The sequence below is a fragment of the Streptomyces sp. NBC_00669 genome (assembly GCF_036226785.1).
Lineage (GTDB): Bacteria > Actinomycetota > Actinomycetes > Streptomycetales > Streptomycetaceae > Actinacidiphila.
On sequence record NZ_CP109018.1, the window covers coordinates 859,642 to 876,768 of the forward strand.

At 77.0% G+C, this 17,127-nt stretch carries 12 protein-coding genes; 5 read left to right on the plus strand and 7 right to left on the minus strand.

What is annotated here, in order from left to right; genetic code table 11:
• Positions 1–37: 37 nt before the first annotated feature.
• A complete protein-coding gene (locus OG896_RS03495) occupies positions 38–406 on the plus strand; it encodes a hypothetical protein (RefSeq protein WP_402448273.1) in 369 nt (122 codons plus the stop codon).
• A 24-nt stretch (positions 407–430) separates the two neighbouring features.
• On the opposite strand, the gene OG896_RS03500 is transcribed toward OG896_RS03495, so the two are convergent.
• From OG896_RS03500 to OG896_RS03510, 3 genes are all read right to left on the minus strand, one after another.
• A complete protein-coding gene (locus OG896_RS03500; RefSeq protein WP_329362260.1) occupies positions 431–5,230 on the minus strand; it encodes a hypothetical protein in 4,800 nt (1,599 codons plus the stop codon).
• A 222-nt stretch (positions 5,231–5,452) separates the two neighbouring features.
• The gene (locus OG896_RS03505) at positions 5,453–6,280 is read right to left on the minus strand and encodes a hypothetical protein (protein ID WP_329373655.1); all 828 of its coding nucleotides are present in this window, start codon (positions 6,278–6,280) and stop codon (positions 5,453–5,455) included.
• Between the two features lie 243 nt (positions 6,281–6,523).
• Positions 6,524–8,056, minus strand: a complete 1,533-nt coding sequence (locus OG896_RS03510) for a hypothetical protein (RefSeq protein WP_402448279.1) — start codon at positions 8,054–8,056, stop codon at positions 6,524–6,526.
• Between the two features lie 152 nt (positions 8,057–8,208).
• Between OG896_RS03510 and OG896_RS03515 the strand changes: the two genes are divergently transcribed.
• The 3 genes from OG896_RS03515 (at position 8,209) to OG896_RS03525 (ending at position 10,561) form a co-directional block, all read left to right on the plus strand.
• Positions 8,209–8,985, plus strand: coding sequence for a LamB/YcsF family protein (locus OG896_RS03515; protein ID WP_329373659.1), 777 nt, complete (start codon positions 8,209–8,211; stop codon positions 8,983–8,985).
• A gap of 74 nt (positions 8,986–9,059) precedes the next feature.
• Complete coding sequence (locus OG896_RS03520) at positions 9,060–9,680, plus strand: 5-oxoprolinase subunit B family protein (RefSeq protein ID WP_329373661.1); 621 nt, start codon at positions 9,060–9,062, stop codon at positions 9,678–9,680.
• Entirely contained in the window at positions 9,677–10,561 is an 885-nt protein-coding gene (locus tag OG896_RS03525; protein ID WP_329362261.1) for a biotin-dependent carboxyltransferase family protein, read from the plus strand. Before OG896_RS03520 ends, OG896_RS03525 begins: the two co-directional genes overlap by 4 nt.
• 16 nt (positions 10,562–10,577) lie before the next feature.
• Here the strand turns inward: OG896_RS03525 and OG896_RS03530 are convergent, their stop codons facing one another.
• From OG896_RS03530 to OG896_RS03545, 4 genes are all read right to left on the minus strand, one after another.
• A complete protein-coding gene (locus tag OG896_RS03530; protein WP_329362262.1) occupies positions 10,578–10,844 on the minus strand; it encodes a hypothetical protein in 267 nt (88 codons plus the stop codon).
• A gap of 139 nt (positions 10,845–10,983) precedes the next feature.
• Positions 10,984–11,961 (minus strand): SGNH/GDSL hydrolase family protein, encoded by a 978-nt coding sequence (locus OG896_RS03535; RefSeq protein ID WP_329362264.1) that lies wholly within the window; start codon positions 11,959–11,961, stop codon positions 10,984–10,986.
• Positions 11,958–13,220 carry a glycosyltransferase gene (locus OG896_RS03540; RefSeq protein ID WP_329362266.1) on the minus strand — a complete coding sequence of 421 codons (1,263 nt, stop codon included), beginning with the start codon at positions 13,218–13,220 and terminating at the stop codon, positions 11,958–11,960. The genes OG896_RS03535 and OG896_RS03540 overlap by 4 nt, the downstream gene beginning before the upstream one ends.
• Positions 13,217–14,338 carry a glycosyltransferase family 4 protein gene (locus tag OG896_RS03545; protein ID WP_329362268.1) on the minus strand — a complete coding sequence of 374 codons (1,122 nt, stop codon included), beginning with the start codon at positions 14,336–14,338 and terminating at the stop codon, positions 13,217–13,219. Before OG896_RS03545 ends, OG896_RS03540 begins: the two co-directional genes overlap by 4 nt.
• Before the next feature lie 1,024 nt (positions 14,339–15,362).
• On the opposite strand from OG896_RS03545, the gene OG896_RS03550 reads away from it, so the two are divergent.
• Positions 15,363–16,778 carry a HEAT repeat domain-containing protein gene (locus OG896_RS03550; protein ID WP_329362270.1) on the plus strand — a complete coding sequence of 472 codons (1,416 nt, stop codon included), beginning with the start codon at positions 15,363–15,365 and terminating at the stop codon, positions 16,776–16,778.
• Positions 16,779–17,127 lie beyond the last annotated feature (349 nt).

Consider the following 17,127-nt stretch of genomic DNA (forward strand, 5'->3'; position numbering starts at 1 on the left):
ATCAATGTGGGAGGACCAGTCCGTACCGACCCCGCGTATGCCCGATCCGGTTCGGGCGGCGGCGGTGCGTGCGGTGCTGATCTCCGCGGTCGCGCTCACGGAGGCGGTGACGACCGTGCTGCTGGCCGTCGGCGACTCCTGGCTGAGCGCTCCGATGACGCTGGCCTCGGTGCTCACCAGTGTCGTCGCGAGCTGGGCGGTGCTCGATGTCTGGGTCACCCGCCAGGTGTGGAACCAGCGCAACGGAGTGGTGTCCAGCCCGAGCAGCGCGGCGCGGGCCCTGCGCAGGGAGCGCCGCCGCGAACGCCGGGCGGCGCGGGCCGCCGCGCGACGCGGTGCGGGCCATCGGACGCACATACGCGGCGGACCGCGGCGGAGCCACCTGCCGGGAGCGCATGGAGCCTGAACGCCTACGGGGTTCGAGCATCGGCTACGGGGTTTGAGCCTCTGCGGGGCGGCGGAACATACGGGTGGCGGTGATCTCGCCGTGCACCTGCTCGCCGCGCGGGTCGGGCACCGGCAGCCCGGGCCGCAGATGTTCCTCGACGCTGATGTACTTCAGGCCCGCCCGCAGGTCCGCGTCATTGCGCAGCCGCACCACCAGCGGGAACTCGGCGAGCGCTGTCGTGTCGAACAGGCCGGTGGTGTAGAGCAGTTGGACGCCGAGCGCATCGGCGACGGCCCGCTGGAGCTCCAGCAGGTAGGTGGCGTTGGCGCGGCCGATGGGGTTGTCCAGGAAGAGGGTGCCGGCGTGCCGCTGGCGGTCCCGGCCGCGGTCGTTGCTGCGCAGCGCGGCCATCGTGCAGTACAACGCGATGGCGGCGGTGAGGAGTTGGCCGCCGGAGAACACGTCGCCCATCTGCCCGACCGGCACCCGCTCGGCGCGCAGCACCGCGTCCGGCTTGAGGATCTCCACGGCGACCCCGCGCGGCTCCAGGGCCGCGGCGACCCCGCGCAGCAGCAGGGTCATGCCGTCGCGCCGCAGGTCGGAGTTCTTCCGGACGGCGGCACGGGTGGCCTCGTCGATGACCTCGCCGAGCCGGTCGGTGAGCACGGCGTGGTCGGGGTCCTCGAAGCGGATGCGCAGGAACTCCTGCCCGGACCACTCGCCGAGCCCCTCCGGCAGCCGGGACAGGCGCTGCGCGGAGCGGAGCGTGGCGAGCGAGGACTCGACCAGGCCGCGCAGCCGGTCCACGATGCTGTCCCGGTTGCGCTCCAACTGGCCCAGTTCGTCGGTCAGTACGCGCAGCCGGGGGGCGAACGCCGCGGCCCAGGCGGCGGAGTGCTCGGGCAGCGACGACGCGGGCAGCTCGCGGATCTGCTGCCGGGCGGGGGTGCGGACCTGCTCGTAGCGGACCGCGTTGGCGTGCCGGACCAACACGTCGGAGGCGTCGCGCAGTTGGGTGTCGGCGGTGGACAGGTCGGCGGCGCAGCCGCGCAGGCCCCGCCGGGCCTCGGCCGCGGCGTGCCGGGCCTCCTCCAGGCTGCCGGGGTACGGCTCCGGTTCGTCCTCCTCGGCCGCGGTCTGCGGGCCGTCGCGCAGCAGGTCGCGCAGGAGGGCGGCGGTCTCGTCGAAGCCGCTCGCCGCGTCCTCGGCGGCGCGGTGGGATCGGACGATGTCCGCGTGCGCGGTCCTGGCCTGCTCCACCTCCTCGGTGTGGGTGGCGAGTTCGGCGTTGGCGGCGCGCAGCAGCTGCTGGGCGTGCTCGGCGTCGCGCGGGGTGAGGGCGTCGGGCAGCGCCGCGTGGGCGTCGCCGTCGGCCGGGGCGAGGCGTTCGGCCTCGGCGCGCAGCCGGCCGAGTTGCTCGCTGGCGGTGGACTGGCGTGACTCCAGGGTCTGCACGAGCTGTTCCGCGCGGCCGGCGGCGGCCTGCCGGGACGGCCCGTCGGAGCCGTCGGGGCCTTCGAGGAGCTGGGCGGCGCGGCTGCGGACCTTGTTGCTGAGGCGTTCGAGTTCGGCGAGCGCGGAGTTCTCGGTGCTCTCCGCGCGGGCCTGTTCGGCGCGCAGGTCGGCGCCGACGCCGACCTGTTCGTAGACCTGCGAGGCCGCGCGGTACGCCTCGCGCAGGGCGGGCAGCGAGGAGGCGGACGGCTCGTCGGCGTCGGGCTCGGGGGTGTCCTCGGGGGCACCGGCGATCTCCGCGCGTTCGGCGCGCAGCACCCGTGCGGTGCGGCGGGCGTCGTCGGAGGCGCGCTGGGCGGCCCTGCGGTCCTCGTCCGCGGCCCGGGCCCGGTCCAGGCAGGTCTCCGCGCGGGCCTCGGCCTCGGCGGCGTCGGCGGCCAGTTCGCGGGCCCGGCGCTGCCAGTTGGCGCGCTCGCGCAGCCGGTGGGCGAGCCCGGCGAGCTTGTCGGCGCGGCGGCGGGCCTGCTCGGCGGCGGCCCGGCGGGCGTCGTGGTCCGCGCCGGCCTCGGCGGCGGCCGCGTCGGCCTCGGCCCGCTCCGCCCGCGCGGCCGACAGCTCGGCGCGGGCTTCCTCCGCGGTGTCCTGGGCGGCGGCGACTTCCGCGCCGAGTTCCGCCAGGCGCCCGGGCGGGCAGGACGCCCGCCAGGACGCGAGGCGCGCGGCGAGCGTACGGTCGTGCGCCAGCCGGGCGGCGAGGGTACGGATCTCCTCCTCGCGGGCGGTGGCGCGTCCGCGCAGCTCGCGGCGCTCGCCGTCGGCGGCCATCTCGTCGTGCATCGCCGGGTTCGGCGGGACCAGGAACACGTCGGGGGCGTGGTCGGCGGCGGGCGGCGGGGCCAGCAGCGCGGCGGCGGTGCCCACGGCGACGGTCGACCGCGGCAGCAGCGCCGCCTGGGCCAGGGCTTCCCTGGCCCGCGTGTACGAGTCCGGGTCGGTCACCACGACCCCGTCGACCAGCTCGGGGCGGGCCGCCATCACGGCGGCGTGGTCGGCCGGGGCGACGGCCTGGGCGAGATACCGCCAGCCGGGCAGCGCGGGGACGCCGTGCTCGGCGAGGTACTCCACGGTGGCCAGGACGTCGGGGCCGGGCGGCAGCAGCCCGCCGTCGCCGAGCGCGCCCAGGATACGGGTGTCGTCGGCGGCGGCCGTGCGCAGCTCGAACATCTGGCGTTCGGCCGCCGCGACGCCGTCCTCCAGCATCTCCCGCAGCGGTTCGGCGAAGCGGTCCAACTCCGCGGCGGTCAGCGGTCCTTCGTGGTGGACGGCTCCGCTGGCGCCGCCGGCTCCCCTGGTTTCGCCGGCTGACGCGCTGCCGACCGGGCCGCTGGTGCGGGCGGTGCCGGACGTGCCGGCGGTGCCGGATGCGTCGGACGTGCCGGCGGTGCCGGACGTGCCGGACGTGTCGGCGCTCGCGGGCTCCGGCGCGATGGCTGACGCGGTGGGTGCCCCGGTGGGTGACGCGGTGGCCGCCCCGGCGCCCGGGTCGCCAAGGCTCAGCAGGGCGACCGCGCGGGGGTCGGTGGTGAGTGCCGTGGTGGCGTCGAGGGCGGCGCGGTGGGCGGTGGTGGCCGCGGTGAGCGCGTCGGTGGCGCGGGCCGCGGCGAGTTCGGCGCGGGCCTCGGCGGCGGCGGCCTCGCGGGCGCGGGAGGTGGCGGCGGTGGCGGTGTCGGCGGCCGCGCGGGCCAGCTTCTCGGCGGTGCGCTCGGCGTCGGCGGCGGCGAGCGCGGCGCGGGCCGGATCGGCGTCGGGCGCGGTGTCGTCGAGCCACCCGGCCCGCACCGCCTCGGCGGTCTCCTGCTCGACCTCGGCGAGCCGCTGCCCGAGGTGCCCGCTCTCGCTGCGGGCGCGCTGCGCCTCGGTGGCAGCCGCGGTCGCGTCGCGGTGGGCGCCCTCGGCGAGGGTCTGCAGCGTGGCGGAACGCTCCTCCTCGTCGTCGGCCTGGCGCTCGGCCCGCACCGCGGCACCCTGCAAGGCGCGCACGAGTTCGGCGGCGGCCTGCGTACGGGCGGCGAGCGCGGGCGCCGCGTCGCGCTCGGCGGCGCGGATCGCCTCGGTGACCCTGGCCAGCCGGTCGCCGGCGGCACGGTGCCGCAGCACCGTCTCCGCGGTCTGCCAGGCGGAGTGCAGGGTACGGGCGTCGGTGAGCTCGCGGCGCAGCGCGGCGGCGCCCTTCTCGGCGCCGGCCAGCGCCAGCGAGGCGTGCCGGTAGGCGAGTTCGGCGGCGATCCGGGCGCTGCCGGCCCGGGCCTGCTCGGTGTCGGTGACGGTGTGCGCGGCGTCGGCCATGTCGTGGGCGAGGTCGGCGGCCCGGTCGCGTTCCTGGCGGGCGCGGGCGGCCAGCCGCCGGGTGAGCGCGCGGGTGCGGCGCTCGGACTGGGCGTGCACACCGCGGGCCTGGTCGCGTACGGCCGCGGCCTCGACGATCCGGTCCAGCAGGTCGAGCGAGCCGGCGGTGAAGTCGCGCTCGGCGGTGAGTTCCGACCGGCGGCCGAGCTTCCCGGCGAAGCCGTGCACGAGGTCGGCGAGGCCGTCGGTGTCGCGGGTGTCGGTGACCGCGCGCAGCAGCAGGTCGGTGAAGTCGGAGTCCTTCTTGACCGCGAACAGGCCGGCGGCCTCGCCCTCGTCGGCGTTCATCTCGCGCTGGTACCGGAAGAGTTCGGGGTCCAGGCCGAGGTCACCGAGGTGTTCGTTCCACCGGTCGTGGATCTCCTCCCAGACCACCTCCAGGTGCGGGTACGCCTTGCCGGCCTCGGTGAGGGCGTCGCGGAAGCCCTTCATGGTGCGGCGGCGGCCACGCGCGCCGGACGCGCCCTCGACCGGGGGCCGTACCGTCGTCGACTCGGCGACCGGCAGCGAGTCGAGTCCGAGGCCGGGGCCGGGGCGGAAGGAGTACCACGCCTCGGCGAACCGGCGTGGGTCGGAGGAGACCTGCCGGCCGCGCCACTCGCTGACCTTGCCGACCACGACGAGTTCGCCGGTGAGGGTGTGCTGCCACTCCAGGGCGACGTGGCCGCAGTCCTCGGCGAGCAGGAACTTGCGCAGCACCCCGGAGCTGGCGCCGCCGAGGGTGTTGCGGTGGCCGGGCAGCATCACCGAGAAGATCAGCTTGAGCAGGACGGACTTGCCGCCGCCGTTCTCCAGGAAGAGCACGCCGGCCGGCGCGGGGCGGCGCGGCGGCCCGGTCGGCTCGTCGGCGAAGAAGTCGCCCTGCGCGGGTGCGGGCTGCGGCACGGGCTCGCCGACGCCGCGCAGGTCGAGAACGGTGTCGGCGTAGCGCGCGCCGGCCGGCCCGATCGAGTAGAGGCGCAGTCGGGAGAGCTCGTACATGCGGGGGGCTTTCGTCCTCGGGGCTTCGGCGGGTGGATGCGGGTCGGGGGTGAGTCGGGGTGGTTCGTGGGTTCGGGGAACGGGTCGGGCGTTCGGCGGGTGCATGCCGGTCGGGGCTACGAGGTCAGGGCTACGAGGTCAGGGCTAGGAGTCGGAGTACGGGTCAGGGCTACGGATCGGGGGTTCAGGTGGCGCGGCGGTGGGGGCCGGCCGGGGCACGGGTCAGCTGCCGGTGTGGAAGGGCAGGCCGGCGTCGGCGGCGAGGTCCGCGGCCTCGCCGTCGGCCGCGGCGGGTACGAGGGTGGCGGTGCCGTCGCCGACCGGTACGACACCGAGGTCGAGGAGTTCGGCCATGGCGGCGCTGCCCGCCATGTCGCGGACCTGGAGCTGGTAGCGGGCGGTGGTGCGGTAGGTGCCGCCCGACTCGTCGCCGGTGCGTTGCAGGAAGCCGGAGTCGACCAGGAACGCGACGGCCTTGCCGATGATGCCGGTGGTCGAACTCGCCAGCCGGCGGGCGTCCTTGGTCGCGCCGGTGGCGCTGCGCCGGGTGTAGACCCGCCAGGCCGCCTCCAGGCCGGGCGCGTCGCTGGCCGGGTCGGTGTTCTCGCCGCTCTCGTCGGCGCGCTCCTCCAGCCGGCGGCACGCCTGCCGGACGAAGGCGTCCACTCCGTGCACGGTGATCCGGCCGATGTAGCCGTCGTCGGCCAGGTCCTCGGGGCGGGGGAAGGCGAGGGCGGCCGCGGCGAGGTGGGCGAGGCCGTGCAGGAAGCGGTCGCCGGAGTCGGACGCGGCGCGGCGGGCGTAGTCGCCCATCCGGACCGCGAACACCGAGTCCTCGCCCGCGGCGACGGCCATGCCCGCCCGGGGCGACACCTCCAGCACGATCAGGCCGAGCCCGGCCGCCACGGCGTCGGCGAGCCGGGCGAACGCCGGGTCCTCGCGGTGGCGGCGGATCAGTTCCGCGTACTCCGCGTCGCGGGCCGGGACCAGCTTGGGCTGCAACCCGAACCCGACCAGGCGGGCGGCGTCCGCGACATCGCCGGGCACGATGGGGGACGGGCCGGCCGCCTCGCCGGATTCCCGTGTGTCGTCCTGCCGATCCGTGATCACGTCGTGCGTTCCTCTGGGTACTGGGGGTGGGCTGGGTGCGGGTGGGCGGGGCCGGTCGGGCGCCCGGAGCCGAAGCCGGGGCCGGAGCCGGGGAGGGGGCCGGGGCCGTTGCGGAAACCGGGGCCGGGGCCATCCGCCAGGCCGCGGACGCGGGGGCCGCCGCCCGTCGGACCGACCCGGCGTTCACCCCTCACGGTCGGCACCTCCCGCCAGCAGGGCGGTCCCCAGGATGAGGTCCGCGCCGCCGAACTCCGGGTCGTCGAGCACGGTGCCGTCGTCCACGGCGAAGAGCAGGTGGGGCTCGCCCTGCCGGTGTGCGGTGCCGACCGGTGGGGACGCGGCGTGGATGGCGAGGAGCGCGACCAGGTAGGGCAGGTCGGGGTCCTGGCGGCGGGCCTCGGCGAGCAGCCCCGACAGCCGGCGCGGGGCGTCGTGCGGCAGGTCGAGGAGGGCGAGCGCGGACTCCAGTTGCTCGTCGCTGAACCGGGAGTCGTCGGGGGTGGCGACCAGGTCGGGCTCGGGCATCTCCGCGCCCAGGTGGTCGCGTTCGACCGGCGGGGTGAGCAGGAGGTCGACCAGGTCGGTGACGCGGACGGCGCCTGGGGTGCGCAGGCCGGTGCCGCGGGCGAAGAACGCGTCGGTGACGCGGGACGCCTGCTCGACGGGCAGCGGCAGCAGGGGCGCGACGAGCTGGCCGTACAGGTCGAGTCCGGCGCGGGCGGGCGGCGCGGCGAACGCCTGCCGGTCCTGCTCGGCGCGGAAGAGCGGCCCGGCCTCCAGCAGCCGGGACTGGAGTTGGGTGTGGCGGCGGATGCAGTCCTTGACGATGTCCACCAGTTCGGCGGCGCGCCGCTTGTGCTCGGGCTCCTCCGCTTCGTCGCGCGCCTTGCGGATGTTGGTGAGGATCGCGTTCTCGTGGCGGTAGCGGTCGGCGACGTGGTCGAGGGCCTCGGCGATCATGTCGGGCACCTGGCGCAGCCAGTCGACCGCGCGGACGTTGCGCCGGGTGGCCTCCAGGGTGCGGCGGAGGGTTTCCGCGTACTGCACCGTGCGGTAGCGGGCCTGCTCGGCGGCGAGTTGGGCGTCGGCGAGGCGGCCGCGGCTGATCAGCACCTCCAGCTTGACCTCGGCGGCGATCTGGGCGCTGGTGACGTCGGTGTCGAGGGCGCCGACCAGGACGTTGACCGCCTCGTCGGTGGTGCGCAGGTACACGCTGCCGCCGGGGCCGGCGACCTCCTCGATCAGCTTGAAGTCGTAGTCCCGCCGGATGTACGCGCCGTCCGCGCCGAACGTGCCGTAGACGGCGCGGAACCCGCGGTCGGCACTGCCGACGTTGATGAGGTTCTCCAGCACCCAGCGGGCCACCCGCTCGTGTTCGGCGAGGGTGCGGGTGGGGGCCTGGGCGGCGACGCGGGGCAGCAGTCTGGCCACTATCTGGTCGTGGTCCGCGCCGGTGTCGAAGTCCATGTTGAGGGTGACCAGGTCGATCGCGGCCAGCGCCACCTCGGCCATCGCGTAGACCGAGTACGCGCCGGCGAGGTTCGCCTTGCGGGTGTCGAGGTCGTGCAGCGGCGCGGTGCAGGCGAGCGCGCGCAGCCGGCGGGCCAGCCCTTCGTCGGCCGCCGGGCCCGGCGCGGGGCGCGGCGCACCCGGCAGCGGCTGCGGCGGCGGCTGCCGCGACTGCTGCGGCGGAAGGTGCGGGACGGTCGTGGTCACGCCCCAACATTAGGCGGTGCCACCGACAACGCACGAAACGGCACGGATGCGTACGGGGTGGGCGGTGCCGGGTGGAAGCGGCGGGGAGCTGCCATGATCGTGCCACGGGCATCGGCGGGCCGATGCCAGGCGACGGACCCGGGCGGATCATCATGGCGCAGGACGCGGTGGCGCGAGCGGCGATCGACCTCAACGCCGACCTCGGCGAGGGCTTCGGCCGCTGGCGGCTGACCGACGACGAGGCGCTGCTGGCGGTCGTGACGAGCGCGAACGTGGCGTGCGGCTTCCACGCGGGCGACCCGGCGACGATGCGGCGGGTGTGCGATCTGGCCGCCGAGCGCGGGGTGCGGATCGGCGCGCAGGTCTCCTACCGCGACCTGGCGGGCTTCGGGCGGCGCGCGATGGACGTGCCGGCGGACGAGCTGGCGGCGGAAGTGGCCTACCAGATCGGCGCGTTGGAGGTGTTCGCGCGGGCGGCGGGCGCGGTGGTGGCGTATGTGAAGCCGCACGGCGCGCTGTACAACCGGGCGGTGCACGACGCGGAGCAGGCCGAGGCGGTGGTGGCGGGCGTACGGCTGGCGGGGGCGCTGCCGGTGCTGGGGCTGCCGGGTTCCCGGCTGCTGGCGGCGGCGGAGCGGGCCGGGCTGGCGGCGGTGCCCGAGGCGTTCGCGGACCGCGCGTACACCGCGGCCGGCACCCTGGTGTCGCGGCGCGAGCCGGGCGCGGTGGTGGAGGACGCGGACGCCGTGGTGGCCCGCTCGGTCGGGCTGGCCCGCGACGGCCGGGTGGCGGCGTTGACCGGGGAGGCGGTCGCGGTCGCGGCGCGGTCCCTGTGCGTGCACGGCGACACCCCCGGCGCGGCCCGGCTGGCGGTGCGGGTGCGCGGCGCGCTGGAGGACGCGGGGCTGCGGGTGGAGGCGTTCGCATGAGCGGGAGTACGGGCGCGGGCGCGCATACGGATACGGGCTCGGGTTCGGGTTCGGATACGGGCGGGGCCGTCCGGATGAGGGCGCGGGCGCTGCCGGCCGGGGAGTCCGCGGTGCTGGTCGAGGTGGAGAACGGCGAGCAGGCGCAGGCCCTGCACGCGGAGGTGGAACGGCGGCGCGCGGCAGGCGAGTTGGGCGCGGTGACGGAAGTGGTGCCGGCGGCCCGTACGGTGCTGGTCGCCGGGCTGGCCGACCCGCGGGCGTTCGCGGCGGACGTGGTGCGCTGGGAGGTGCCGCCGCCGGCGACCGCCGCGGCGGGGGCGGTGGAGCTGTCCGTACGGTTCGACGGGCCGGATCTGGCGGAGGTCGCGGGTATGTGGGGCATGTCGCGGGAGGAGGTCGTGGCAACCGTCACGGGCACCGCCTTCCGGGTGGCGTTCTGCGGGTTCGCCCCCGGGTTCGGGTATCTGACCGGTCTGCCGCCGGAGTTGGCGGTGCCGCGCCGGGCCACCCCGCGAACGGCCGTTCCCCCGGGGTCGGTCGGCCTCGCCGGACCGTACGCGGGGGTCTATCCGCGGGCGTCGCCGGGCGGTTGGCAGATCATCGGCACGACGGACGCGGAGCTGTGGGACCCGGCGCGCGAGCCGGCGGCCCTGCTCGCGCCCGGCACCGGCGTACGCTTCACGGCCGCGCGATGACCGCCGCCGCGAGCCCGACCGTGCTGACCGTCGTCCGCGCCGGCGCCCTCACCACGGTGCAGGACCTCGGCCGGCCCGGGTACGCGCACCTCGGCGTGCCCGCTTCCGGCGCCCTCGACCGGCCGGCGCACCTGCTGGCGAACCGCCTGGTCGGCAACCCCGCGGGCGCGGCCGGCCTGGAGACGACGCTGAACGGCTGCGCAGTGCGCGCCTCGCGTCCGATGCTCGCGGCGGTGACGGGCGCGGCCTGCCCGGTCCGGGTGGACGGCCGCCCGGTGGCCTGGGGCGCGCCGGTGCCGGTGCCCGCGGGGGCGGTTCTCGACGTGGGGGCGGCCACCCTGGGCGTGCGCGCCTACCTGGCGTTCGCGGGGGGCGTGGACGTGCCCGAGGTGCTGGGCAGCCGCGCGACCGACCTGCTGTCGGGGCTCGGCCCCGCGCCGCTCGCCGACGGCGCCGAACTCCCCCTCGGAGCACGCCCGTCGGGCCTGACCGGTGCGTGCGACGTGCTGCCGTACGGCGGGCTCGGCGCCGAACTGGTGCTTCCGCTGCTGCCCGGCCCCCGCGACGACTGGTTCACGCCCGACGCGCCGCGCGTGCTCGCCCGCGGCCGCTACGAGGTCTCCCCCGCGTCCAACCGGATCGGCCTGCGCACCCTCGGGCCGCCCCTGGAACGGGTCAGGGATGCCGAACTTCCCAGCGAGGGAATGGTGTTGGGCGCCGTCCAGGTCCCTCCGGACGGACGGCCCGTCGTCTTCCTCGCCGACCACCCCACCACCGGGGGCTACCCGGTCATCGGTGTCGTCCCGGCCGCGGCCCTCCCCGCCGCCGCCCAGGCCCGCCCGGGCACCCCCGTCCGTTTCACCCCCGCACGGCGCCGCTGAAGGCGGCTCTTCCGGGTCATTCGTCGCCGCTTTCGGCGGGCAGCGGGAGGAGCTTGCCGCGGGCGTGCCCGGTCAGGCTGATATCGAGGGCCTCGCGCCAGTCCGCGAGGGGGAAGGTGCCGGCGGCGTCCACCCGGCGGTCGTGGCCCCGGCGGTGGGACGCGGCCGACGCGTCGGCGCGGAACCAGCCCCGCTCCACGCCCGCACGCCGGCCCGCCGCGCTCAGCGCCTGACCGACCCGCCGCACCCGCGGCTCCGACGTGTCGCGCCGGAGCTGCCGCAACGCGTGCTCGATCCATCCGGCGCCCCGCGAACGTCCCTCGGCGGGAACCCACTTGGGAACGACGAGCGTACCGACCCGGTCGAACAGGACGGCTTCGAAGAACGGATGCCCCGCAACCTGCCGGAAGCGCCACCCCCGCTCAAGGGCGCCCTGCCGTAAGGGAGGAGGGCAGCACCGCGCCGAGGGCGCGTTCGGTGGCGCGGCGGGCCGCGTGGTCCAGGAGGGGCACCGTGCCGCGGACTTCGTGGCGGTACTCCTCGGCGGCGAGCCGTATCAGGTCGGGCAGGAGGTCACGGCTGCGGTCGGCGACCCAGCGGGTGCCGCGCGTGGCCATCCACCAGGTGGAGGCACGCCGCCCGGGCGGCGGGCGGTCGGGGTCGAGCCGTGGCGGCGGACCGGCGGCGAGCCCTCGGGCGGCGAGGATCGCGTGGAAGTCACGGGCGAGCAGCCGGTGCCCCTTCTCGCTGGGGTGCAGCCGGTCCGCGCTGAGGGTGCCGGGCGCGGTGGACCAGGGCCGGTGCGCGGCGTGCAGGTGGAGGGCGCCGTGGTACGCGGACAGGGCGTGCACGGCGGTGTTGAGCGCCGTCATACGGCGGGCCAGCGGGCGGGCCAGCGGCCAGGGCAGGCCGAGCACGCTGCCGGGGTCGGGCAGGCACGCGGTGAGCACGTCGGCGCCGGCCGCGCGCAGCTCTCCGATCGCGGTGTGCAGGTCGGCCGTGACCCGGTCGATCGCGAATCCGCCGCGCAGCGTGTCGTTGCCGCCGACGACCACGGACGCCAGGCGCGGCCGGCACGCCAGGGCCACCGCGAGCTGCCGCCCGGCCACGTCCCCCGAACAGGCGCCGCTGCGGGCGGCGTTGACCACGGCGACGGCGCCCGGCCCGGCGCCGATGCCCTCGGCGAGCAACGCGCCCCAGCCGCGCCAGCCGCCCCCGGGCATGGGGTCGCCGACCCCTTCGCTCAGCGAGTCCCCCAGCACCGCGAACCGCAGGGCCGGCTCCCGGCGCGCCGCCGTACCGCGCGCGTATCCCCGGGCGCCCCCGGAAGTCCCCGCTCCGGAAACGTCCGCTCCCGAAGTGGCCGCTCCGGGCCGCGACATGGGCAGGTCGGTGCTCACGTCCAGGCGTCCGATCCGGTGCCGGCCGGGTGCGGGACGGGCGCGTCGTGGGCGGCGAGGAACGCGGCGACGGCCGCCGGCCACGGGTGGAGCTCGGCGCGGGCGCGGGCGGTCGCGCGGCGGGTCCGAGCGGGCACGGCCAGCAGCCGCCGGACGGCATCCGCGTACTGCGCCGGGGTGGTGGCCGCGGCGCCCGCCGGCCCGATGAGCGCAGGCAGCGCGGAGCGGGCGCTGGCCACCACGGGGGTGCCGCAGGCCAGCGCCTCCAGCGCGGCGAGCCCGAACGTCTCGACCGGCCCGGGCGCCAGCGCCACGTCCGCCGTGGCCAGCAGCGCCGCGAGGTCGGAGCGCCGCGCCACATGGCCGAGGAAGGTCACCGGCAGCCGCGCCGCCCGCACCCGTTCGGTCAGCCGGGCCCGCAGCGGCCCGTCCCCGGCCACCACGAGTGCCGCGGCCACGCCCTGGCCGCGCAGGTGGGCCAGCGCGTCGAGGGCGTCGTCCGGCCGCTTCTCCGGGGAGAGCCGCGAGCACAGCACGAGCAGCACCTCGCCGTCCCGCGCGTACCGGGCCCGCACCCGCGGGTCGCGGTGCCCGGGGTGCCATGCGGCGAGGTCCACGCCGAGCGGGGCGCGTACGACGTTGCGGGCGCCGATCCGCTCGAACTCCGCCGCCGCCCACGCGGTGGTGCACACGATGCGCGTGTAGGCGTGCGCGGAGCGGCGGTTGAGGGCGTCGCCGAACCTGCGGGCGAGCGGGCCGGGCACGCCCCAGGTGCCGAGCACGCCGTCGGCGCTCTCGTGCGAGACCATCACGGCCGGCACCCGGTGCCGCCTTGCCCACTCCCCCGTCCAGCGCAGCGTGGTGCGGTCGGAGACCTCCAGCCGGTCGGGGGCCAGCCGCGCGAGCAGCGCCTCGACCGGGGCGCGGCGGGCCAGCACCCGGTAGCCGCCGGTGCCGGGGATCTCGGGGCCGGGCACCGTGATCACCCGCCCCTGCGGGGTGAGTTCGTCGGACCGCTCGGCGCCGGGCACGACCAGCACGGGTTCGTGGCCGGCCGCCGCGTAGCCCTCGCCGAGGTGCCGCAGCGCGGTGCGCAGGCCGCCGGAGACGGGGGTCACGAAGTTCGCCACCCGCACGATCCGCAGCGGGCCCGTACGGTCCGGGCCGTTCCCGCGCACAGCGCCCGCACCGGTCACGCCGTACGTGCTCGTACCGTTCACGCCGTATGCGCTCGCGCCGGCCTGGTCGTGGCCGCTCATGCCGCCGCCGCCTCGTGCCGGGTGAGGACATCGGCGTAGTGGTCGAGGAGTTGGTCGCCGACCGCCTCCCAGGTACGGGCGGCGACGGCGCGGCGGGCCTGCGCGCCGAAGCGGGCGCGGCACGCGGGGTCGGCCTGGAGCCGCCGTACGGCGTCGGCGGTGGCGGCGCCGTCGAGGGGCGGAACCAGCAGGCCGGTCGCGCCGTGGTCGACCAGGTCGAGCGGGCCGCCGGCGGCGGGGGCGACCGCGGGCAGGCCGCTGGCCATCGCCTCTTGGACGGTCTGGCAGAACGTCTCGAAGGGTCCGGTGTGGCAGAAGACGTCGAAGGAGGCGTAGAGGCGGGCCAGTTCGTCGCCGGTCCTGCGGCCGAGGAAGACCGCGCCGGGCAGGGCGGCGCGCAGTCCCGGGGCGCTCGGCCCGTCACCGACGACGACCACCCGCACACCGGGCAGCGCGCAGGTCCCGGCGAGCAGGTCGACGTGCTTCTCGGGGGCGAGCCGGCCGACGTATCCGACGATCAGCTCGCCGTGCGGGGCGAGTTCGCGGCGCAGCGCGTCGTCGCGGTGGTCCGGGTGGAAGCGCCGGGAGTCCACGCCCCGGGCCCACAGGTGCACGCGCGGCACGCCCTGCCGGACGAGCGCGTCCACCGCGGCGCTGGAGGGGGCCAGGGTGCGGGCGGCGGCGGTGTGCACCGCGCGGATACGGCGCCACGCCGCGGCCTCGCCGGTGCTCAGATACGTCTTGGCGTACCCGGCCAGGTCGGTCTGGTAGACGGCGACCGCGGGCACGCCGAGCCGGGTGGCGGCGGCCATCCCGCGCACGCCGAGGACGAAGGGGCTGGCGAGGTGGACCAGGTCGGCCCGGTGCGCGGCCACGGCGGCCGCGGTACGCCGGCCGGGCAGCGCGACGCGCACCTGCGGGTAGCCGGGCAGCGGCAGCGACGGCACCCGTACGACGGGACAGGGGTCCTGGCCGGGCTCGGGAAGGAGCGGGCCGGCGGGGGCGACGACCAGAGGGGCGTGGCCGCGCCTGACGAGGTGCTCGGCCGTGCGCAGGGCACAGTGGGCCACTCCGTTGACGTCCGGGGGGAAGGACTCGGTGACGATGGCGACTCTCATACCGTGGTTGTCGCCGGACCGGGAGTTGTCAGGGCCACGTGGATCTTTCCCGAAGGGGAACGCCCCGTGAGAAGCTGTCTTCCGAACCTTCCGAACCTTCCGAACCTTCCGAACCTTTCGGGCCGGTGCGCCGGTACGCTCCAGGGCGGCTGGCCGAGGCCGTCTCCCCGGCCGCCAGAGTCTTGACCGAGGCCGGAGGGCATCCGGGACCGAAGTCACCTCAGCGCTTACCAGGGGCATCCTGGACGTGCCGCACGGGGCCGAGGCGGGGAGTCCACGGACATGGACGGCGACGAAGCTCCGGACGACGGTTCCGTCCGGCTGGGATATTCCGGCGGGTTCGCCCGCCCGCTGTCCCGATTACTCCTCCTTGCCCGCGGCTTCGGGGTGGCGATCGCCCTGGCCGGTGGAGCGAGCCGGCCCGAGGCCGACGGCGGATTCACCGAACCGCTCACCCGCACCCTGCTCGCGCTGGGCCTGGCCGTGGTCGGGATCTCGTGCGTGCTGCCGGCGATCGGCCGGTGGCTCGGCCGGCCGGCGGAGCTCTCCGCCGCGGGCATCCGGGCGCCGAGGTGGCGCGGGGAGCAGCGGGGAGCGGCGCATCCCCTGGTCCGAGGTCCGGGACCACCGGATACACGGCACGGACAAGGACCGGCGGCGGCTGCTGGCGGTGTGGCCGGCTCCGGATCGCGACGGCGCGCCGCTGTGGCGCGGCGACGTGTCGTGGGCCTCGGTTCCCGAGGAAGAGGTCATGGCCGTCGTACGCCGCTCGACGAACCGCTGGCATCGGTCGAGGACAGCGGGCGGACGCGGCACTGCGGACGCGGCCTGGAGGGTCGGGCGGCGGTGGGCGGAGCGACAGCGGCGGGGGCGAGTCGGTAGGCTTCCGGCGCCCGTCCCCATGGGAGTCCACTCGATCGCCAGGCATAAAAGCCCGGTGGCCGGTAAGGATGCCGGACGGCGTTACACGCCTGGCCACGGAAATCCCGTTGCCATGAGACCCCCCGCACCGGATGCTGACCTCATGTTCGACCCAGACATAGCGCCCAGTGGCACCCTTCTCGGCCTCCTCCAGCGAGGACGCGGGGACGGGCCCCTCCATGCCCTGGCGACCGAGCGGGCGGAGGCCCTCGCCGCCCTGGAGCACTGCGTGCTGCGCGACCCCCGCCTGGACTGGCGGGTCGAGTCGCGCTCGCTGTACTACGCCCGCCTCTACTCCGACCTCGAGGGCCCGCTCGACGGGGTCGAACAGCACCTCTTCCATCCCGACGACCTGCTCGTCCCCGACGAGCACCGCTGCGGGCTGGCGCTGTCCGTGCTCGGGCACCTGGCGGGGTACGGCCGCCGCGACGCCCTGCGGCTGCTGCGCCGCTACGCCGCGGCCGGCGGCTCCTGGTCCTGGGCGCTGGACGAGCTCGCCGTGCGCGACGACGAAGCCGGCCTGCGCGCGCTCGGCCCCGCCGTGGTCGCCCGGTTCCCGGAGACCGAGGAGGGCGACGCGGAGCTGGCGCGGGCCGTCCGCGAGGCGTACGAACCGCGGCCCTGGCAGCTGTGGGCCGAGGACGCCGCCCGGCCCGGCACCGCCGCCCGGGTCCGCAAGGCCACCGAGCAGGTGTCCTTCGACCGCTGGCAGCGGCAGATGCGGTCCGCCGGACCCACCCCCGGGTGGAGCGTCGCGGCCGTACTGGAGTGGGCCGAGCAGGGGCTCGCGCAGTATCCCGTGCTCGACCGTGACCAGCCCGCCGCCCGCTGCCTCGCCTCGGTGGCCGGGCCCGAGGACCGCCCCGCGCTGCTGGACGCGGCCCTGCACGGCCCGTCGGCCGCCCGCGCGGCCGCGCTGCGCCACCTCGTCGACCGCCGCGACCCCGAGGCGTTCGCCCTCCTGGAGGCCGCCGCGGCCGCCGCGGACGAGCGGGTGGTACGGGCCGCCGTCGAGTCGTTCGAGCGGCGTGCCGACGACGACGCGACCGCGCACGCGCGCCAGTGGGCGGAGCGCACCGACCCGCTCGGGTACGCCGCCGCCCGGATTCTGGCCAGACACGGCGGGCCGCGCGACGCCGACCTCGTGCTGGCCGCGCTCCGGCGGGCCGTACAGGCCGGCGGGGCCGACGCCGACGGGCTCGACGCGCTGGTCGAAGGCGCGGGGCGGCTCGCCGCTTGCCGCGCGGCGCCGGTGCTCAGGCATCTCTACCGGGAGACGTCGTCCTCGCAGTTGCGCGGGATCGCCGCACACGCGCTGGCCGCCACCGATCCGGGGTTCGCGGCCGGGTTCGCGGTGGAGTGCCTGTGGGACTGCGAGGAGAGCACGCGGGAGCTCGCGGCGCGGAAGGCCGCGTCCGGCGACGTCCGGGTGCTGGCGCAACTGCGCAGGCTGGCCGCGGACCCCGCGGAGGAAGTGGACGTCCAGACGGCGGTCCGGGGCCGGTTGAGCGCCGGGTGAACGCCGGCTGACGCGAGGCCCCGCCGGGCGCCGGCCGCACGCGCAGCTGGCCCCGCCCGCACCGGAAACGGCGCCGCGCCCGGCACCTCGCCCTCGCCGTTCCACCTCCGCACGATTCCGCTCCGCCCCCCGGCGGCAACAAACCCCGCCGGGCGTACGGCCGCACGCGCGGCTGGCCCCGCCCGCACCGGAAACGGCGCCGCGCCCGGCACCTCGCCCTCGCCGTTCCACCTCCGCACGATTCCGCTCCGCCCCCCGGCGGCAAGGAGCCCGGCCGGGCGTACGGCATGGCGTCGCGCGCCCGTACCGCCGATCGACGTCCCCTTTGCTCGCACGGTCGGCGGCGGTC